We start from the raw sequence: 19,930 nt of genomic DNA, 5'->3' as shown, positions 1-19,930 counted from the left end.
TGTTGCGCTATCGGCTAAGAGTTTTGATAGACGCAACACTCTCACCAGCCTGGAGCACCCATGATCCCGGTCTGCCCCATCACTGCGCTGCCGCCCGGCGAGGCGACCCGCGTCGAAGCCGACGAGCCCATCGCGGTCTTCAACGTCGACGGCACCCTCTATGCGATCGACGACACCTGCACCCACCAGGACGCCTCGCTTGCCGACGGTTGGCTGGACGGCTGCGCCGTGGAGTGCCCCCTGCACGCGTCCTGCTTCGACCTGCGCACCGGAAAGGTCTCCGGTCCCCCGGCGAAGACGCCGGTCCACACGCACCGGGTCGTCGTGCAGGACGGCATGATCTACGTGCAGGCCGCGGCCGACGCCGAGGACGTCGCATGAGCCCCACGGTCGCCGTTGTCGGGGCCTCCCTCGCCGGCCTCTCCGCGGCACGCGCGCTCCGGGAGCAGTCTTACGAGGGCCGCATCGTGGTCGTCGGCGACGAGGTCCACGCCCCCTACGACAGGCCGCCCCTGTCCAAGGAGTTCCTCGCGGGCACGGCCTCGCTGGAGGACATCGTCCTGGGCACGGAGGACGACGCGGACCTCGGACTCGAGTGGCGGCTGGGGGTCACCGCGGTCGGCCTGGATCGCCTCGGCCGCTCGGTGCTGCTGGGCGACGGCAGCGAGATCCGGGCCGACGGCGTGGTCCTCGCCACGGGTGCCCGCGCGCGACGCCTGCCCGGCAGCGAGGGGCTCGACGGCGTGCACGTGCTGCGCTCGCTGGACGACGCCCTCGCCCTGCGGGAGGACCTGGCCACCGCCGGACGTCTCGTCGTGATCGGCGCCGGCTTCATCGGCGCGGAAGTCGCCGCCACGGCCCGCTCGCTCGGGCTCGAGGTCACCGTCGTCGAGGCCCAGCCCGTCCCGCTCGCCGGCCCGCTGGGCGCCGAGATGGGCGGGGTCTGTGCCGGGTTGCACGCTGACCACGGCACCCGCCTGCTGGCCGGCACGGGGGTCGCCGGCCTGGTGGGCACCGGCCGGGTCGAGGCCGTGGAGCTGACCGACGGCACCCGCCTCCCCGCCGACGTGGTGCTCGTCGGGATCGGCGCCGTCCCGAACGTCGAGTGGCTGGCCGATTCCGGCGTGGCCCTCGGCAACGGCGTCCTCACCGACGAGCGCGGCGCCACCAACCTCCCCGGGGTGGTCGCCGTCGGCGACTGCGCCGCGGCGTGGTCGCGCTCCGCGGAGCGGCACGTCCGCATCGAGCACTGGACCAACGCGCTCGAGCAGCCGGCCACCGCCGTCGCCACCCTGCTCGGTACCGGAGCGACGGCGCCGGCGACGGTCCCGTACTTCTGGTCCGACCAGTACGGCGCCCGCATCCAGTTCGCCGGCTCGCGCCGCGAGGGCGACGTCGCACGGGTGGTGGAGGGCGACTGCGCCGACCGCAGTTTCCTGGTCGTCTACGAGCGGGACGGCGACCCCGTGGCCGTGCTCGGCATGAACCAGCCCCGCCTGTTCACGCGGTGGCGCCGACAGCTGCGCTCGGCCGTGCCGGCGTCGTCCTGACCCGCTGAGCCGGTCCCCTCGTCATCCCCGAACCGGACCGCCGCGGGTGCCGCTCGACACCCGCGGCGGCTGCCGTGCGTACTGCTCGCAGACGACGCGCAGGAACGCGTCGAGGTTCGGCGGCGGGCTGTCGGCCCACCAGGCCAGCCACACCGGGATGGGCGGGGCGTCCCGGACGAGCCGGTAGGCGACGCCGGGCCGGGGGTGCTGGGCGGCGGTGGCCTCGGCGGAGATGCCCACGGCCTCACCGGCGGCGATGACGGTGAGCCAGTCCTCCATCCCGCGGACGGTTCGGATGGCGGCGGGCGCCGCCGGCGGTGACCACAGCTCCTCGCTCGTGGTGCCGGTCAACGGATCGACGGCGACGGTCCGGCCGGCGAGGTCGTTCAGGCTCAGGCCGCGACGGCGGGCCAGCGGGTCGTCGGCTGCCAGGGCGGCGAACCGGCGTTCGACGCCGATCAGCGCGGTCCGCAGCCGCGGGTCGTCGACCGGACGGCGGAGCACGCTGACGTCGGCGGTGCCCTCCGCGAGGCCGGCGGTCGGGGTGTTGGCGTGGACGAACGCCAGCGCCGAGCCCGGGTGCTCCAGCGACCACCGGCGCTGCACCGCGGTGGTGTGCCGGCCGAGCGCCGACCAGGCGTAGCCGACGCGCAGGCCGCCGCCGGCCTGGTCGGCGGCGCGGCGGATCGCGGCGACCTCCTCCAGCACGCGGCGCGCGTGCCCGACGATCCCTGCCCCCGCCGGGGTCAGCGACACCTCGCGGGTGGTCCGCTGCAGGACCCGGGCACCCAGGGCGCGCTCCAGCGCGGCGACGGTGCGGGACACCGACGCCTGGGACGTGCCGAGGACGTCGGCGGCGCCGGTGAAGGTTCCGGCGTCGACCACGGCGAGCAGGGCCCGCAGCTGGCGCACCTCCGGATCCATACGGTCAGCGTATCGGTCCGTACGTGTCCGACATTTCCCTCGTGAGCCGTCCGTGCCCACACTCGGGCAGGTGATCAGCCAGGGAGGAACGGGCGGCGGACGGGCGTCGTCCCTGCTGCGCGGCGTCGGAACGGTGCTCGGCAGCGCGTCGAGCAACCAGGTGGGGGCCGCTCTCGGTGCGCACGCGTTCGCGTCGATCGGGCCGGCGGGCGTCGTGGCGACCCGGCAGGTGGTCGCGGCGGCCGTGCTCCTGCCGGTCGCGCGGCCGCCCTGGCGGCGGATGACCTGGGCGCAGTGGTGGCCGGTGCTGCTGCTGGCGGTCGTGTTCGGCTGCATGAACCTGTCGCTGTACACGGCGATCGACCGGATCGGGCTCGGCCTGGCCGTGACGCTGGAGTTCCTCGGCCCGCTCGCCGTGGCCCTCGCCGGCTCCCGCTCGCCGCGGGACCTGCTGATCGCCGTGGCGGCCGCGGCCGGCGTCTACGTCCTCGTCCTGCCCGGACCGTCGAGCGACTACCTCGGCGTCGGGCTCGGCCTGCTGGCCGCCGGCTGCTGGGCGGCCTACATCGTGCTCAACCGGGTCGCGGGAGCCCGGCTGCCGGGTCTGCAGGCGCCCGCGGTGGCCACGGCGCTGTGCGCGCTCGCCTATCTGCCGGTGCTCGTGCTCCTCGCCGGCTCCGGGCGGCTGGGCTTGGCGCCGCTGGGTTACGCCGTCGCGGCGGGCGTGCTCGCGTCGGTGGTCCCGTACGCGGTCGACCTGATGGCCCTGCGGGTGGTGCCGCAGCGCCTGTTCGGGGTGTTCATGAGCGTCCACCCGGTGATGGCCGCACTCGCCGGCATGGTCATGCTCGGCCAGCTGCTGGCCGGGCACGAGTGGCTCGGCATCGCCGTCGTGGTCCTGGCCAACGCCGCCGCCGTCGTCCTGTCCCGTCACGACGGCGGCCCGTCGACCGCCGTGGACGGCGCGGCAGAGGCGCCGAGGCCCGTGCCGGCCGGTGCTGGGGCGAGCCCCTGAGCCCGGCGCTCGGCGCGCGGCCGCCCGGCACCGGAGTCGGTTGTCGCTCCGGTGCCGGGCAGCCCGCCGGGCGGTGCGCTAGTCGCGCGGATCCAGGGGGCGGCCGACGACCTCGGGGGCGGCCTGACCCTGCTCGGGGATGGCGGGCCGTTCGGCCGACACGAAGTTGCCGCTCAGACCCACCGACCGCTGGCCGTCCTCCTCCGGGCTCGAGGGGGACACCCGCGCTGCCGGCGGGCCGGGAGTCCGCTCCACGACGAGTACGAAGTCGTCCCCGTGGCGGCTGATCCCGTCGACCACGGCCTGCTCGATCGCCACGGTGGCGTAGTTGCCGCGCAGGACCATGGGATCGCGGCGCAGGTCCTTGACCAGGCTCACCGCCATCGCGGCCATGACCAGTGCGAACGGCAGGGCCACGATGATCGTCAGGTTCTGCAGCCCCGTCAGCGCGGCGCCGTCCTCACCCAGCAGCAGCATGATCGCCGCGACCGAGCCCATGACCACGCCCCAGAAGATGACGACCCAGCGGCTCGGCTCCAGGGTGCCGCGCTGCGACAGCGATCCCATGACGATCGAGGCGGCGTCCGCACCGGACACGAAGAAGATGCCGACGAGCAGCATGACGACCACGGTCGCGGCGGTGGCCCAGGGGTACTGCTCCAGCACCGCGAACAGCTGCCCCTCCGTGGTGCCCTGCCCGGCGACGTCCAGCCCGCCGCGCTGGGCGGCGATGCCCGCACCGCCGAAGACGGCGAACCACAGCAGGCTGACCAGACTGGGCACCAGGAGCACGCCGGTGACGAACTGGCGGATGGTCCGGCCGCGGCTGATCCGCGCGATGAACAGCCCGACGAACGGCGTCCAGCTGATCCACCACGCCCAGTAGAAGACCGTCCAGCCGCGCAGCCAGGTGGCCATCGCGTCACCGCCGGTGGCCTCCGTGCGCGCCGCCATCTCGCCCAGGTCGGAGAAGTAGCTGCCGACCGCATCGGGGATGAGGTTGAGGATGAAGATCGTCGGGCCGAGGACGAAGACGAACAGCGCGAGCGCCAGCGCCAGGACCATGTTGATGTTGGACAGCCACTGGATGCCCTTGGCGACGCCGGAGACGGCCGAGGCGACGAACGCGGCAGTCAGCACCGCGATGATCCCGACCAGCACCGCGTTGCCGACGTCGCCGGCCCAGCCCAGGATCTCGACCCCGCTGCCGATCTGCAGCGCGCCCAGCCCGAGGGAGGCGGCCGACCCGAACAGCGTGGCGAAGATGGCGAGGACGTCGATGACCCGGCCGGCCGGACCGGTGGCCCGCCGCTCGCCGAGCAGCGGGATGAAAGCGGAGCTGATCAGCTGACGGCGGCCCCGCCGGAAGGTGCCGTAGGCGATGGCCAGCCCCACGACGGCGTACAGCGCCCACGGGTGCAGGGTCCAGTGGAACAGCGTCGTGGCCATCGCCGTCTGGATCGCCTCGGCCGACTCGGCCTGGCTCGTCAGCGGCGGCGGGGAGACATAGTGCGAGAGCGGTTCGGCGACGCCGAAGAACATCAGCCCGATGCCCATACCCGCGCTGAACATCATCGCGATCCACGAGATCGTGCGGAACTCCGGCCGCTCGTCGTCGCGCCCCAGCGGGATCCGCCCGTACTTGCTGGCCGCGAGCCAGATCACGTAGACCACGAAGGCCGACGCCAGCAGCACGAACAGCCAGCCGAGGTTGCCCGTGATCCAGCCGAGGACCGTGCTGCTCGCGGTGCCCAGCCCCGTGGGGCTGGCGAAGCCCCACGCCACGAAGCCCAGGGCCATGGCCGCGGCGACCGCGAACAGCACCCTGTCGACGGCCCAGTGCCGGTCGGCCACACAGGGCGGTGGCTTCGCGATCGCCGGGTGGGTCCCCGTCCCGGACTCCTCGACAGCGGGCTGCTCGTCCCGCTCCCGATGAATGGCCGTGCCGAGCGCCGGGTCCTCGCCGGCGTCGTGTGGTCGGCCGTTCAGCGGGGTGGAGGACGAGGCTGGCTCGCGACGCGGTCGCTCCATGGCAATCCCCAATCGTGTTGCGTCATGTGAGACTCGCTTCGCATGAGGGAACCAGAGGGGTCGCCGCAGGGCAAGGGTCTGCAGTGATTTTCCGCACAGTCGCCGCCGGTGGGCACCGACCGTGCGGGCGACGTGACCCTCCTCGCCGGTGATCTCTCGGCATCCAGCGGCCGCCCGGCGCTCGACGGTGGCAGGGACCGATCGCCCGACAGTGCGCTGAGCCATTCGACGATCCGGTCCGCTGCCTCCTCGGCGGTGTCGCCTGCTGCGCCGGGGTCAGGTGGTCGCCCCGTCGTCGTCGGCGTGGTGCGGATCGCGCAGCACGCCGGTGAGGGCGGCGCCGAGCAGAGTCGACGCCCACCCGATCTGCGCGTCCGGGGCCGTCGGGCCATGCCTGGTCCTCGATCTGTAGCGCTGACGGTGGCGGGACTGTGCACCTTCGTCAGCGCAGGCGGCCCAGCAGCCCGCGCAGGCGCTCGAGAGCCGCCTCGGTCGCCGCGGTCTCGCCCAGGCACACCTGCTGGAACACCAGGCCGTCGAGAGCCGCGAAGACCAGGTGCACCAGGTCCGGATCGTCGGGCAGACCGCAGGCCTCGAGTTCCGTGCGCAAGGCTTTCCTGTAGGCCTCGTAGAGGCGCTCCACGTGGGGCCGCAGCTCGGGTTGCCGGCGGGATTCCAGGATCAGCTCGTACTGGAAGACCGCGTCGTCGGTGTCCTGCTCGAACCAGGCGGGGACGCCGACGAACAGCGCCTCGACGTCGCCGCTGCCGGGTGCCGAGCTGAGCGATGCGATGCCGTGGTCGAGGGAGAACTGCAGAGCCGCCTCGATCAGTGCATCCCGCGTACCGAAGTGGTGGGCGACGAGCCCGTGCGCGACGCCGGCTTCCGCGGCCACCGAGCGATACGTCAGGTGCCGCAGCCCCTTCCGGGCGCCGACGCGCACGGCCGCAGCCAGCAGCGCGGCCCGACCCTCTCCGTACCTGGGGCCCGCACCCTGCGAGCGGGTCTCGACGGCGGTCACTGTCCTCGTACCTCCTGACGGTGAAGCCCCTGGCGAGAGCCGGTCGCGGCCGTACGGCCTGCCGGGACAGCCTCGCGGCCCGCGGGGGCATCGCCAAGCATGCCTGAAGAAAGTGCCGCTGTCCACTTGACCAGTTTCTCGGGTTGGTGCATCTTGTGTGCCACCGATCACAACTGTCCAGATGGTCAGCGCCGCTCCGGAACGCCGGAGCTGACCGCCGGCACCGACGCCGCATCCGCCCGCAGGCCGCCTGCAGAGGAGAACCCGTGACCACCAGCCACGACGCCGACGTGATCATCGTCGGCGCCGGCTTCGCCGGCGTCGCCGCGGCCCGCGAACTGCGCCGCCAGGGACACCGCGTCCTCGTCCTCGAGGCCCGGGACCGCATCGGCGGCCGGACCTGGACGGACTCCCGCCTGGGTCGCGACCTCGAGCTCGGCGGCACCTGGGTCCACTGGATCCAGCCGCACGTCTGGGCGGAGCTGACGCGCTACGGCCTCGAGACCGTCCCCTCCCCCACCCCGGTCGACGGCTACTGGCTCACCCGCGGCCGGCTGCACACCGGCAGCGCGGACGAGCTGCTCGAGCTCCTCGACCGCGGCATGACCGCGAGCACCGAGGAGGCGCTCACCTACTTCCCCCGCCCCTACGAGCCGCTGCTGCTCGGGGACCGGCTCGCGCAGGTGGATCGACTGACGATCCGGGACGCGCTGGACCGGCTCGGTCTCGACAATGACGAGTTCGACGCCGTCGAAGGCATGTGGGCCACGAACTTCAATGGTGACACCGCCGACGGCGGGTACGCGCAGGCGCTGCGCTGGTGCGCCCTCGCCGGCGGCAGCTGGCAGCTCATGTTCGAGGCCTGCGCGACCTACAAGATCCAGGGCGGTACCCGGCGGCTCATCGAGGCCATGCTCGCCGACGCGGACGCCGACGTCCGGCTCGACGCCCAGGTCACCCGGGTGACCCAGGACGCCGACACAGCGACCGTGACGCTGTCCGGCGGCGAGCAGCTCACCGCCGCCTCCGTGCTGGTGACACTGCCGCTCAACGTCCTGGACAGCCTCACCTTCGACCCGCCCCTGTCCGACACGAAGCGGCACGCCTCCCGCCAGGGGCAGACCTCGAAGGGCACGAAGGTCTGGGCGCGGGTGCGCGGCGAGCTCCAGCCGTTCGTGGCCCTGGCCCCGGGCTCGGCGCCCTTCACGCTCTGCCAGGTCGAGTACGTGCAGGACGGCACGACGACCGTCGTGGCCTTCGGTTCGGACAGCACCCGCATCGACGGGACCGACCGCGCCGCCGTCGAGGAGGCCCTGCGCAGGTGGCTGCCGGACGTCGAGGTCATCGACGTCGCCTGCCACGACTGGGTCGCCGACCCCCTGGCCGGCGAGACCTGGCCCATGCAGCGCGCCGGTCAGCTCACCGGGGCCCTCGCCGAGCTGCAGCGCCCGGAGGGCCGGGTCGCCCTCGCCGGCGCCGACTACGCCGACGGCTGGGCGGGCTTCATCGACGGCGCCATCGAGAGCGGGATGCGCGCCGCGCGCGCGGTCCACGACCTGCTGACCTCCGACATCACCACCGCCGCCGGCGTCCTGCCCGCGCCGGCGATCGCCCGCTCCTGACCCGACCACGCAGACCCCGGGAGACCACCGTGACCCAGCACCTCGTCGAGTTCGTCCACATCCGCGTGCACGAGGGCCAGGAGGCGGAGTTCCTCGCCAGCCGGCCCGGCGCCGTGGCCGCGGTGGCGGCCGCCATCCCCGGCTTCGTCGGCGCCCCGGTCATCGCCAAGGGCGAGGACGGCCTCTGGACCGACGTGTGGATCTACGACGGCGTCGAGCAGGCCGAGGCGGCCAACGCCAAGGCCGTCGACATGCCCGAGTTCGGCCGCATGGCCGCGGTCAGCGAGGTCGTGTCGATCGACATGGCCTGGATGCCCGTCCCCTGACCCGATCGACCACACCCATCCGAACCCGACCTCACCGAGGAATCGTCATGAACCACGCGCACGACGAGGTGGAGACCACCACCCCGCACCTGCACAAGACGCTGTCCTGGAAGGACGGCCTGGCGCTGTCCATCGTCAGCGTCAACGGCCTGTTCGTCGCCCTCGGCTTCGCGGTCGGGATCCTCGGCGCCTGGACGGCGATCACGATCTGGGTCGCCGCCACCATCGTCGGCCTGATGCAGAACCGTCTGTTCGCCGAACTGGCCTCCATGTTCCCCGGCAAGTCCGGCGGCGTCGCCCGCTACGCCATCGAGGGGTGGAAGCGCTACTTCGCTCCGCTGGGGGCCATCGCCTCGTTCGGCTACTGGATCGGCTGGTCGCTGTCGATCGCGGTCACTGCGTCGGCGCTGGGCGGCATCATCCAGGCCGAGTGGTTCGCCGACTCGACAGCCACGGTGGACTTCCTCGGCAACACCCTCGGCGTCGGCCACCTGTTCGCCCTGGTCGCCATCTGGGCCGCGTGGGCGGTCAACTACGTCGGCATCCGTCTCGCGGCCACGATCAACAAGATCGTCGGCGTGATGGTGACCGTCGCGCTCGCCGTCGTCGTCATCGTGGCCCTCGCGAAGGGCCAGTGGCAGGCGAGCAACCTCACCTGGGGCCCGGGCGTCACGTTCAGCGCGGTGATCGTCTGGTACTACATCACCGCCTGGACCACCTACGGCGTCGAGATCGCCGCGTCCTTCGCCCCGGAGTACAAGGACACCATCCGGGACACCGCCAAGGCGCTGAAGGCCACCGCGACGTTCATGCTGATCGCCTTCATCGCGATCCCCGTCGGCGTCACCGGGGTTCTCGGCGAGCAGACGCTCACCGAGAACCCCGTCGGCTACATCACCGTCGCCTTCGACAGCCTCTTCGGCGGCCAGGGCTGGATCGGCACCGTCGTCCTCGTCCTCTCCCTGTGGCTTGCCATGGTCTCCACCACCGCCGACGGCGGGCGGGCGCTCTACGGCCTGGCCCAGGAGGGCATGACCATCCGCCAGCTCGACTGGCTCAACCGCTGGGGAGTTCCGGGGCGGTCGCTGACCCTGGACGCGGTCATCAACAGCGCGCACATCCTGCTGCTGTCCAGCCCCGTGGCGATCCTGCTGGCCAGCAACCTCGGGTACATGACGGCGATCACCCTCGGCGTCGGCGCCTTCCTGCTGCTCCGCAAGGACCGGCCCGGCTGGCCGCGGCCCATCAAGAACGGGCGAGTCTGGATGCCCATCGCCGCGGCGATCTTCGTGCTCAACGTCTTCGTGACCCTCTGGGGAGCGACCCACCCCTCCGACGCCGGCTACGGCGGCATCAAGGAGACCCTGATCGGCGTCGGGATCCTGGTGCTCTCGGTGGTGCTGTTCGTCTACCGCCAGGTCGTCCAGGACGAGCGGAAGCTGCAGTGGCGGGACCGGGCTGAGGAGACCCCGGACCCCGAGGCGATCGCCCTGGCGGCACCCGCCCCACCGCCGGCTGCCGCCGCGCACTCCTGACACCCGCACCGGGATCCGCTGGACGGTGCCCGCATCCGTCCGGCGGATCCCCCGCCGGCAGCCCACGACACAAGCCCCGGAAAGAACCATGTCGACGTCCGAGGAACCTGGCTCGAGCGCTGCCGCACCGGTGGCCCTGGTCACCGGCGGGGGCAGCGGGATCGGCGCGGCCACCACGGCCGTACTGCGCGCGGCCGGCTGGTCGGTGGTGGTCTGCGGACGCCGGTCCTCGGCCCTGCGGGCGACCGCCGACACCACCGGTGCGCATCCGATCGCCACCGACGTGACCGATCCCGGGAGGGCGCGGGACCTGGTCACCGAGACCGTGCGGCGATTCGGCCGGCTCGACGGGCTCGTGCTCAACGCCGGCATCGTCCGGCCCGGAGCGGTCGGCGACCTGGCGGACGCCGATTGGGAGGCGATGGTCTCCACCAATCTCACGGCGCCCTACCGGCTGCTGCGCGAGGCCCTGCCCCACCTGATCGACAGCCAGGGCTCGGTGGTCGGCATCGCCTCGACCAGCGCTGTCCGCGCGTCCGGCGGGATCGCCGGCTACAGCGCCACGAAGGCCGGTCTGACCATGCTGCTGCAGTCGGTCGCCGTGGGGGCGCCGTGCTGATGCTCACCCGGTCGTTGGCGGTCGACCACCCCGGCATCCGGGTCAACTGCCTCTGCCCGGGGGTCGTCGACACGCCGATGTCCCGAGGCGATCTCGGCCGCCCTCATGGCTTCTCGGGGACGGGACTGCCGGTCATGCAGCCCGAGCACCGATCGTCGCCGACTCCGGCTACGTCGCCCGCTCCGCGCTGCCCCCGCTCGAGTTCGACACCCCCGGACCCACGCCCCACCCACCCACGAGGAGACCCGACATGACCACCACCGCCAGAGGCACCTTCAGCTGGGCCAAGGACGACTGGACGCCGCTCGCCGAGATGGCCGACGGTTTCGACGAGTACCGCCCGCCGCTCTCGTCAGCGCTCGAGGGACGGCGCCTGGAACTGCGCTGCCACGTGCCGGGCGAGCCCGGCTCGGAGCACACCCTCGTGCACGAGTTCGGGGCTGGGACCGTGCGCTGGACCCTGCACGAGCGCAGCGGCACCCGGGAGGGCACCGAGACCTACGAGCTGTTCGAGATGCAGCCAGGCCTGTTCTTCCTGCACTACCGGCGCAGCGGCGAGGACCACCCCGTGGTGGTGACCATGGCGCTCGACACGCACAGCGGCCAGGCCACCGGCGCGGTCGGCGAGCTCGGCCTCGAGCCGGACCCCCACCTGGCCCGCCAGCAGTGGTTCCAGGGGGAGATCGCGGGATCGACGGCCACCGGCGACGGTGCCCACCCGCGCACGGCCGAGCTGCTCGGCCACCGGATCCGCTACGCCTACAGCGGCGACGACGTCTACGACCACGTCTACCTCAACGAGCACCTCTTCACCTGGATCTGCGTCGGCGGCGCCGAGGCAGGGCTGGGCGACACGGACCGCGCCACCTACTGGAAGCTGCGGGAGCGCACCTACCTGTTCTCCTGGCTGGAGAAGAACGTCGGCGTCGAGGGCATGGTGCTCATCGACCTGACCGCCCGGCGCACGGTCGGCATCCAGTTCGGCCTCGACCAGCAGACCGGTGAGCTGGTCAACCTGACCATGGGCGCCTACGCCCTCGACCTGGGCCGCGTCCCCAGCATCGACGAGCGTCGCCCGGGACCCGCGTGACCGACCCCGAGCCGGTGGCCACACCACCCGGTGTGGCCGCCGCACGCGGCGAGGACTACCCGGCGCCGCTGCGCTGGGCCGGCCGACCCCCTGACCCGGCAGGCCTTTCCGGGTCGGGAGCACGCCTTGCGGCGCCTCCTGCTGCTGGAGTCGGGGACGCGAGACGCGGTCCGTCCCCTGGTGGACGCAGCCGGCATCCCGGTCGCCGAGGAGACGGCGCACCGCTCGGGGCTCGAGTTCGCGGCTGCCGTGGCCGAACAGACCTGGGAAGGCTTCTGCTGGACGACGGAGCAGCGGGTGTCTGCAGCGGTCCCCGAGCCGACCTGCCGGCGAGTCATGCAACGACGGCGTCGCCCGGCGATCAGCCGGTCACCGCGGGGCGCAGTGTGGCCTGCAGGCGCGCTGCCCGACAGCGTCGAGGAAGATCTGTCGAATCTCCTCGGGGTTCGTCGCCCGGTAGGCGGCCCCGCCGGTGACGTCGCTGATGGCGGCGAGAGCGTCGGTCCCGGCCTCGGCCCCGTAGGCGATCGTGATGACCGGCACCAGCCTGCCACCGGCCTGTTCATCGCGGAGCGTGGTCAGCAACTGGTCCAGGCCCATGCCGTCGTCGTCGGTGTCCTCGCCGTCGGTCAGGATCACGACCGCGTTGACCCGAGTGGGGTCCCAACCGGCGCGGACCGTTCGCACCGCGGCGAGCGTGGTGTCGTAGAGCCCCGTGCCGCCGTGGGGAACCGGCTCCAGCTGACGGATCGCGTGGGCGAGCAGCTCGCGCCCGCTGGGCTGGGTGCCGGCGAGCGGGGTGAGCGGGAGAACCTCGCGGTGGTCGGACGCCGCGCTGACGTCCTCGGAGAAGGCCCACAGCCCGATCTCGGTTGAATCGGGGAACAAAGCGAGGCCCGTGGCCGCGGCCTCCATCGACAGCTCGAGGCGCGTATGTCCGCCGCCCGCGTCGGGGACGCGGGCGGCCATGGACCCCGAGACGTCCACGACGGCGAGCAGCCGGGAGTTCCAGTGCACCGAGTCGAGGACCCGTGCCACCTCGTCCGCCGTCGCAACGTCGGGAACGGCTACCGCGCTGGGCTGGGACCCATCGACCCCGCGGTCTGCGGTCAGGCCGGCGCCCCTGCCATCGGTCCCCCGGAAACCCGCTGCGCGGAGTCGGGCCTGGCCGTCGGCGTCCTGCAGGGCGGCGAGCAACCGCTCGGCATCCGCAGCAGCGCTTCCACCGGCCGCGAGGCTGACGAACGGATAGTCGAAGGGCGTCGCGGCCGGGGACGGGTAGACGGCGAATGCCTCCGGGTGGGTCTCCCGGGGGCGATCGCCGGTGCCGCCCCTGGCCCAGACCGCCTGCTCGGTTCCGGGCACGGCGACAACGGCCTGGTCTCCGATCGCCCCCTCGGTGCGCAGTCCGCGGAGCAATTGCGTCATCGCGGCCCGGCCGTTCGGCCCGCGGTCCACCGTCGCCCTCAAGGACAGGACGAGCCCCACCGTGGCCGGAGCCGTCGCGCCCTTGGAGACGTCCAGCACGACGTGGTCGGCGAGGGCGCCCGTCACCAGCGCCCCCCAATTCAGTTCGCCGCCGGCACCGGCCAGCGAGTCCCGCAGCGCCGCCGGCACCGCCACGACCAGCGGGCTGGACGCGATGCTGGTGTGACGTGCGGGGGTGAGGGATCGGGCGGCGGCGCGCTGCACCCACAGCGAGGACGAAGGGATCCAGACGTCAGGACGGCGGGCTGATGCGCGACCCAGCCCGGCCAGGACGTCGGGATCCTCCGCAGCGCGCACGCGGACCCGGAGGCATCCGTTCCGGCCGGATCGGTCGTCGACCGACTCGGCCACCGCGAGAACAGCGGGAGCGATGTCCGGTGCCGCGACCACCTCCAGGCTGGGGCGCGCGTCGTCGCAACCGGTCGGCGAGTGGACCGCCTGCGCGATCGCACCCCCACCGCCCAGCACGGCGACCGCGACGGCCGACAGGACGACTCCATTGCGCCGTCGCCAGCGGGGGACGAGCGCATGACGAGCGCGCAACGGCATGGCCAGCTCCCAGTGGGTGGTCTCGGGGCGGCGGGACCTGTGCCGGGTGACTCGGCCCGATCGGCGGCCGCTCCCCCAATCTGAGCCACCGCCGGGCCGGCAGATACGTCGTTCGGCCCCTGCGTCGCCCGGCAGAGGTCAGGCGGCGAGGCGGGACCCACCATCGAGCCGCCGCCGGTGCGCAGGCCCATCCCGCTCCGCGGGCGCCCACGGTGGGCCGCCTCGAGCAGCGGGATCTTCGTCCGAGTGGCGGTCCGCAGCGCTTCTGCAGCGACAACCGAGGCTGGTCACGGGTGGGAGCATCCGACGGGCCAGATGCGTCTGTGCCCACCTCCGTGTCCCGTGTATCTGGGCGGGGGCAGCGTCCTCTCAATGGACACCGTCAGGCACCCCGCTGCGGTGAGGCAGCCGGACGTACGGCTGCCACGACGGCGGAACCGACTGCACCTCCGGGGCGTGAGCCGCAAGAGCGTCTCCGGCAATCCGCAGTCGGCCGGTAGGCGAGCGAGAACCCCTCATCCACCAGCGACCGAGGACCACGATGAACGATCCGCTGGTTGTCCGTTCCCTTGTCGTTCGGCCATCTCAACGCAGCCGAGCAGCCGCGAGTCCCTGGACGTCGTCGCCGACGTGGTCGCCGACAAACGAGCTGGGGCTCACCGAGCCCGGGCCGAGAGGGCCACGCGTGAAGCAGCCTGCCGGCCGACGTGGAGCCGGGGAGCCGACGACGCGACCCGGCCCCTCCACCCGTTGGTGACGCCGAGGGCCCGGTGCGGACCGCACCGAGCATGTGTGGCTGCGCCACCTGCGCCACTACGCTGGCCTGAACCGTCACCGCCCCGTTCGAGAGGGGATGGACCGTTGGTTCCTGACGGCAATGCGAATCCGGTTGCCGAGCTGCTTGCGGCTGCCATCGAGGGTGACCACGAGTCCTGGAACGCTCTCGTCGACCGGTACACGCCGTTGGTGCTGTCCATCGTCCGCCGCTACCGCCTGCAGGGCAGTGACGCCGAGGACGTAGTGCAGACGCTCTGGCTGAGGCTGATCGAGAACCTCCGTGGCATCCGGCAGCCCGAGGCGCTGCCCGGCTGGATCGCCACGACCACGCGCAACGAGTGTCTGCACGTGCTCCGCCTGCACCGGAACGTGATCCCCGTCGACACCGGCGAAGCGAGGTGGCCCGACGAGAGCGGTGAGGCGGCCATCGACGCCGACCTGCTCCAGACCGAGCGGCATGAAGCGCTCCTCATGGCCCTGGCCGAACTCCCCGAACGGCAGCGCGCCCTCCTGCTGCTGCTCATCGAGGAGCCCCCGGTGTCCTACGAGGAGATAAGCCGACGCCTGGGTCTGCCCGTGGGGAGCATCGGTCCCACGCGGGCTCGGGCCCTGGCCCGGGTGCGTGCCTTCCAGGCGGTCCAGGCACTCCTGGACGCCTGAATCCCGCCGGTCCGACGGCCTCAACCGGCTCCGAGACAGACGAACGCGGCGGCCGCGGCACGGCCGGTGGTGTCATCGGCGTCGAGGCCTCCCTGCGCCGCCGCAAGCGCCTCGGCCGGCGAGCGACCGGCGCGCAGCCCCACGTGGTACGACCGCATCAACGGCACCGTCGCGGCGTCGGGTACCGGCACGACAGGCGCGACGAGCGTCGCGGTACCGCCACCAAGCAGGGCGGCGCCGAAGCCGAGGAGCTCCTCACCCGCGACGATCTGGGGCCGACCGGTGTCGCACGCGGCCAGTACCACGTGGTGGGGCGGGCGTGCCAGGTTCTCGAGCTCGTACACGGTCAAGGGGCCGTCCGCGAGCGCCAGCGACGAGAACAGCGGATTGTCCGACCGCACGTTGCCGTGGGCGGCGAGGTGCAGGACCGCGGCGCCGTCCATGTGCGCGGTGAGCTGCGGCGCCGTCGCGGTCGGACCGGACAGCAGGATGGACCCCGGGTACAGCTGCGCGATGGTGGCGGCCTCGAGCGTCGCCCCCGGCAGGGCTGGGCCGGCCACGACGACGACCGGGGCGCCGTCGGGCGGCCGGTCACGGGTGACCGCCTGGTGCCAGATCGTGGCCGACGGGTTGACGCTCACCGGCCGGTTCCGGCAGGAGGGCAGGATCGACCACGGCAGCGACTGAAGGCCACCGGTAGGGACCACGACCAGCGAACGATCACCCAGATCCCGTCGCAGTGGACGCAGCAGCAGATCGTCGAATCTGGCAGCGGCACGCTCGAGCACGGCGAAGGCCGCGGCTTCCCGGCCGGGCGTGCCGGCTCGGGGCTTCACCAGACGGTGCAGGGCGAAGGGGACGTGCATCAGTCCCTGTCTGACCGTCTCGGCCCGGCCGAGGAAGTGCAGCCGGATGCGCCCGCCGGCGACGGTCACGGCATGGAGGTCGCCGTCCAGTTCGACGTATTCCACGAGAGCGGCGTCCCCGAGCGGACCGGTCAGCTCGGTCACGGATTGCCGGAGCCGTCGCCGCTGGCCGTTGTCCCCGGCCTCGAGGGTGCGGCAGCGGTCGCGGATGCGGCGCTCGAGCAGGACCTGGTGGGCGACCTGCGTCTCGTCGGAGCGACCCTGCGCGCGGGCCTCCTCGATCTCGGCCATCGTCGACCGCAGGTCCGCCAGATCGCGGGCGAGCTCTGGGTGCTCCGGTGGCTGGGCCGGCCGGAGCCGCAAGGCGCTGGCCCGCCCGCGTTCCGCCCACCAGAGCACGCGCCTCGGATCCTGGTCCTCGAGCGCCATCTGCAGTCCCAACCGGGCGATTGCTCCGCGCTGCACGCTGACGTGCGCGCGCAACTCGGTGGCTCCGAGGGTGGCCTGGTAGTCCTCGACGATGCGCAGCCCCGCCCGCAGGGCCGACAGCGCGGCGGCCCTGCGCCCGTCGGCACGGCGGAGCAGCGCTTCGGCCAGCCACGCGCGGGCGCGGGCGTCGGCCGGGCCGGCGTTCCTGGCGCCGCTGGCCATCGACAGATGCCGCTGGGCCGCTCTGCGATGCCCCTGGTTCAGTGCCATCCTGCCGGCCAGAACCCGCGCCTCCAGCGCCGGGACCTTCCACTTGGCCGCCTCCAGGTCCTTCGCCACGCGTGCCGCCCGCTCCGCGTTGATGCCGGTGGGGTCCGCGGCAACCTGCGCCTGTAGGCGCGCAAATCGGGCCAAGGCCAGGAGGTTGGCCCGCCCCAGCCGGCGCAGACCCTGGATGGCCGCAGTTGCGCTGTCACAGGCCGTGGCAGCGTCACCCTGCACCAGGGCGATGGTCGACAGCAGCAGTTGCGCTTCAGGCAGGTGCACGTCGCGCTTCTGATGCCGGTACGCGGCCACGGCTGCCTCGGCGGTCGTCCGCGACTCCTCCAGGAGTCGCACCGACAGCAGCACCTCCCCGCGGGCGACCAGCAGTGACGGCTCGACCAACCCGAGCCTGCGGTAGCGCTCGTCGGCAGCGTCGTAGTGCCGCAACGAGGCCGGAACGTCGCCGCGATTGGCCTTGACCCAGCCGAGGTTCTGCTCGGCGATGGCGGCCAGCAGGTCGAGGTCATGATCAAGGCACAGCTGGCGTGCGTCCACGAGGTCGGCCTCAGCTGCAGCGAAGGCGCGGCGTGAGGTGTGGATCAGGCTGCGGTTCGACAGCGCCCGGGCGGCCCACTCGACCTCTCCGGCCTGCCGGAGCACCGGCAGGACACGGCGCAGCTCGTCCAGGGCAGCGTCATTACGCCCGAGCTCCTGCAGGATGGCGGCCCGCTGCACACGGGCGCGGGCCGCCGGGACTCCGTCCAGGTCCGGGAGCGCCGCCTCCATCTCGCGCAACGCCTGGCTGGACTGGCCGCGCAGGACCAGGGCGGAGGCCAGGCTCATCCGCGCCTCGCCGACCGCAGGCCGGGAGCGCGCCCGCCGGCCGGCCGCCACGGCAGCGCGCAGATGGGTGAGGGCCGGCTCGATCTCGCTGAGGTTCATGGCCGCGATGCCCAACGCCCGCTCGGCCAAGCTGACGACGTGCCAGGCGCCGCTGCGCCGAGCCGGTTCCAGGATCGACGCGCCGATCACTCGCGCCTCGGTCGGTCGCAGCCGAGCCAACTGCAGCGCCTTGGTCCCCGACACTTCCAGGTCGGTCTCGACGTCGGTCCGAGGGCTCGTGAGCACGTCACGCACGGAACTCACCCCATCACGGTGCGCCCGTGAGGAGGGCGAGTCAACGGGTCATGAGGTGTCACGGGTTTTCCTCGCGCGAGTTGCCCGCGACACTTCCCGGACCCAGCGCGAAGTGCATCGGTAGGGGGAATCATGGCCACGACACGGCGTCAGAGCGAACGAAACGCTTGGTACAGCTCGGAACTCGTCGTCGTCCTGGAGCACCGCCCAGAAGTTTTGCGGGTCTTGAAAGAGTGGAACGTCGGCTTCGAGCCCCCGACCAATGACAACAAGCACCTTTTCGAGAGCCACAATCTCGGTCTGGCTCTCATTCCGCTCGTCGACGACGTCGAGGCAGGTGCCAGCGCGGTGGCGGGGCTCAAGCGTGAAGCCGGCGAGGACGCAGCGGTGGCGGCCGTCCTCCTGGACAAGGCGACAGTCGCGGTCAAGACCGTGGATGCGGCCATCGATGTGCAGCAGGGGTCGCTGAAACCTGGAATGGATCGACTCCTGTGGGCACTGCGCACGTACTTTGCCGCCAAATATGAGGGATGGATTCCGACGCTGGGCAAGAACCGGCTGGTCGGGGACGTGGAGGACGGCAACGGACACATCTCGCATCAAGAAGTCAGGCCCCCGAAGCCATCCGCATGGCGACCAGAGCACGAAGTCCGCCCGACGGAGCCCGGGCGCGGCGTACGGGTCGGGGTACTGGACACCTCCATCTCTCGCCATCCGTGGCTCGTCGGTGGTCTGATCGGCCCGGACGAGGACTTCCTGGCGCCAGGGCTCGAATACCCGGCCGACGCCGGACACGGCACCTTCGTGGCCGGACTGGTCATGCAGAGGGCACCCGGCTGCGTGATCGAGTTTCGCAAGGGCCTGTCGGATGAGGACGGCGCGGCCACGTCGTGGGACGTGGCGAAGAAGATCGTCGACCTGGGACGCACCGGACTCGACGTGCTCAACCTGTCGCTCGGCTGCTACACCGAGGACGGGCAGCCGCCTCTCGTTCTCGCCACAGCGATCGACCGCCTCGACCCGGAAATCGTGGTGGTGGCCGCCGCCGGGAACCACGGCGACCTCCAGGAGAAGCCCGGGGACGCGGAACATCCCGCCATCACGGCCGGCGACCGGCGTAAGCCGTCGTGGCCGGCCGCACTGGACGACGTCATCGCGGTCGGTGCAGGCGACAACATGCGACAGGAAGCGCCCTTCACTCCGGACAATGTCCTATGGATCGACGTGCTCTCGAACGGTGTGGACGTCTCCAGCACCTACCTCGAGGGGCAAGTGAGCGTGGCGAGCGCGCCGGGGCAGCACAATTCGGAGACGTTCAAGGGGTATGCCAAGGGCAGCGGCACCTCGTTCTCGGCAGCCCTGGTCAGCGGGGAGATCGCGGCCAGGACCGTGCCGCGCGAGCGGTCCGCACGGCAGGCTTGGCAGAGGATCGTCGACGAACTCGAGAGGGAGCAGCCCGGAGTGCGTCCCCCGTTCCTGTGGCTCGTGTGAGCTGCCTGCCCTGGATGCGCTCGCAGAGGAGAAGAAGGTGACGATCGGCTCGGTCGCGCCATTCACCGTCAGAGGCGGATCCAGTCCGTCATGAGCAGACCTGAGGAAGTTCGGCAGCGCAGCCGGACCAGACCGACGGCCGGGAAGTCGAAGCAGAAACAGCCCAGCTCGTCGATGTCCGAGTGTGTGATTTCCCCGTCTGGCCCCAGGAGCGCCGCCTCGCCAGTAGCGGGCGGGATGAGCTGACCGACCAGGCCGTCGTCGGTCTCATCGAGCTCCAGGGTGAGCTCGCCGACCTCGAAAACGAGGGAGCGCGGCGCGGCGGCTCTGCCGCGGACCAGCGCCGACTCGTCCGAGAGCGAGTCGTAGGTGAGCGCGGCGAGCTCCGCATCCACCGTCCGCCAGGAGAAGGCGGCCTGGCCCGCGGCGATCATCGTGGCAGTCGGCTGCCCTGCTCGCCGGACGGCCGTGCGCAGTTGCTCCAACAGGAAGTCGTCCTCATCCCCACCCTGCGATGTCACCGGAGGTGACCTCCC

16 protein-coding genes are annotated in these 19,930 nt (G+C 72.3%); 10 read left to right on the top strand and 6 right to left on the bottom strand.

Features of this window, described 5'->3' with window-relative positions; all coding sequences use genetic code 11:
- The first annotated feature begins 60 nt into the window (after window positions 1-60).
- A complete protein-coding gene (locus AB3388_RS08590) occupies window positions 61-381 on the top strand; it encodes a bifunctional 3-phenylpropionate/cinnamic acid dioxygenase ferredoxin subunit (protein ID WP_495410341.1) in 321 nt (106 codons plus the stop codon).
- Window positions 378-1,550, top strand: coding sequence for an NAD(P)/FAD-dependent oxidoreductase (locus AB3388_RS08585; protein WP_495410340.1), 1,173 nt, complete (start codon window positions 378-380; stop codon window positions 1,548-1,550). Before AB3388_RS08590 ends, AB3388_RS08585 begins: the two co-directional genes overlap by 4 nt.
- 21 nt (window positions 1,551-1,571) lie before the next feature.
- Here the strand turns inward: AB3388_RS08585 and AB3388_RS08580 are convergent, their stop codons facing one another.
- Window positions 1,572-2,474, bottom strand: coding sequence for a LysR family transcriptional regulator (locus tag AB3388_RS08580; protein ID WP_495410339.1), 903 nt, complete (start codon window positions 2,472-2,474; stop codon window positions 1,572-1,574).
- Between the two features lie 70 nt (window positions 2,475-2,544).
- On the opposite strand from AB3388_RS08580, the gene AB3388_RS08575 reads away from it, so the two are divergent.
- Entirely contained in the window at window positions 2,545-3,489 is a 945-nt protein-coding gene (locus AB3388_RS08575; RefSeq protein ID WP_495410338.1) for an EamA family transporter, read from the top strand.
- Window positions 3,490-3,567: 78 nt separating this feature from the next.
- Here the strand turns inward: AB3388_RS08575 and AB3388_RS08570 are convergent, their stop codons facing one another.
- Together AB3388_RS08570 and AB3388_RS08565 are read right to left on the bottom strand one after the other, a co-directional pair.
- On the bottom strand, window positions 3,568-5,520 hold the full coding sequence (locus AB3388_RS08570) for a BCCT family transporter (RefSeq protein ID WP_495410337.1): 1,953 nt from the start codon (window positions 5,518-5,520) through the stop codon (window positions 3,568-3,570).
- 442 nt (window positions 5,521-5,962) lie between these two features.
- Window positions 5,963-6,541, bottom strand: a complete 579-nt coding sequence (locus AB3388_RS08565) for a TetR/AcrR family transcriptional regulator (protein ID WP_495410336.1) — start codon at window positions 6,539-6,541, stop codon at window positions 5,963-5,965.
- 266 nt (window positions 6,542-6,807) lie between these two features.
- Here AB3388_RS08565 and AB3388_RS08560 point away from each other — a divergent pair, with 266 nt between their 5' ends.
- From AB3388_RS08560 to AB3388_RS08540, 5 genes are all read left to right on the top strand, one after another.
- Window positions 6,808-8,163: a flavin monoamine oxidase family protein gene (locus AB3388_RS08560; protein WP_495410335.1), complete on the top strand. Its 1,356-nt coding sequence runs from the start codon at window positions 6,808-6,810 to the stop codon at window positions 8,161-8,163.
- Window positions 8,164-8,192: 29 nt separating this feature from the next.
- Entirely contained in the window at window positions 8,193-8,489 is a 297-nt protein-coding gene (locus AB3388_RS08555; RefSeq protein ID WP_495410334.1) for a hypothetical protein, read from the top strand.
- A gap of 47 nt (window positions 8,490-8,536) precedes the next feature.
- Window positions 8,537-10,024 (top strand): APC family permease, encoded by a 1,488-nt coding sequence (locus tag AB3388_RS08550; protein ID WP_495410333.1) that lies wholly within the window; start codon window positions 8,537-8,539, stop codon window positions 10,022-10,024.
- A gap of 88 nt (window positions 10,025-10,112) precedes the next feature.
- Window positions 10,113-10,643, top strand: coding sequence for an SDR family oxidoreductase (locus AB3388_RS08545; RefSeq protein ID WP_495410332.1), 531 nt, complete (start codon window positions 10,113-10,115; stop codon window positions 10,641-10,643).
- A gap of 250 nt (window positions 10,644-10,893) precedes the next feature.
- The gene (locus AB3388_RS08540; protein ID WP_495410331.1) at window positions 10,894-11,733 is read left to right on the top strand and encodes a MoaF C-terminal domain-containing protein; all 840 of its coding nucleotides are present in this window, start codon (window positions 10,894-10,896) and stop codon (window positions 11,731-11,733) included.
- 369 nt (window positions 11,734-12,102) lie between these two features.
- Here the strand turns inward: AB3388_RS08540 and AB3388_RS08535 are convergent, their stop codons facing one another.
- Complete coding sequence (locus AB3388_RS08535; protein ID WP_495410330.1) at window positions 12,103-13,770, bottom strand: substrate-binding domain-containing protein; 1,668 nt, start codon at window positions 13,768-13,770, stop codon at window positions 12,103-12,105.
- 861 nt (window positions 13,771-14,631) lie between these two features.
- Between AB3388_RS08535 and AB3388_RS08530 the strand changes: the two genes are divergently transcribed.
- A complete protein-coding gene (locus tag AB3388_RS08530; protein ID WP_495410329.1) occupies window positions 14,632-15,207 on the top strand; it encodes an RNA polymerase sigma factor in 576 nt (191 codons plus the stop codon).
- A 20-nt stretch (window positions 15,208-15,227) separates the two neighbouring features.
- On the opposite strand, the gene AB3388_RS08525 is transcribed toward AB3388_RS08530, so the two are convergent.
- Window positions 15,228-17,903 (bottom strand): CHAT domain-containing protein, encoded by a 2,676-nt coding sequence (locus AB3388_RS08525; RefSeq protein WP_495410328.1) that lies wholly within the window; start codon window positions 17,901-17,903, stop codon window positions 15,228-15,230.
- A 132-nt stretch (window positions 17,904-18,035) separates the two neighbouring features.
- Between AB3388_RS08525 and AB3388_RS08520 the strand changes: the two genes are divergently transcribed.
- Window positions 18,036-19,394 carry a S8 family peptidase gene (locus tag AB3388_RS08520; protein WP_495410327.1) on the top strand — a complete coding sequence of 453 codons (1,359 nt, stop codon included), beginning with the start codon at window positions 18,036-18,038 and terminating at the stop codon, window positions 19,392-19,394.
- Window positions 19,395-19,462: 68 nt separating this feature from the next.
- Here AB3388_RS08520 and AB3388_RS08515 read toward each other — a convergent pair whose 3' ends face one another.
- The gene (locus AB3388_RS08515; protein ID WP_495410326.1) at window positions 19,463-19,828 is read right to left on the bottom strand and encodes a hypothetical protein; all 366 of its coding nucleotides are present in this window, start codon (window positions 19,826-19,828) and stop codon (window positions 19,463-19,465) included.
- Window positions 19,829-19,930: the final 102 nt, after the last annotated feature.

The sequence above is a fragment of the Geodermatophilus sp. SMS 5-13 genome (genome assembly GCF_059428245.1).
This window is presented reverse-complemented; position numbering and strand designations above follow the sequence as displayed.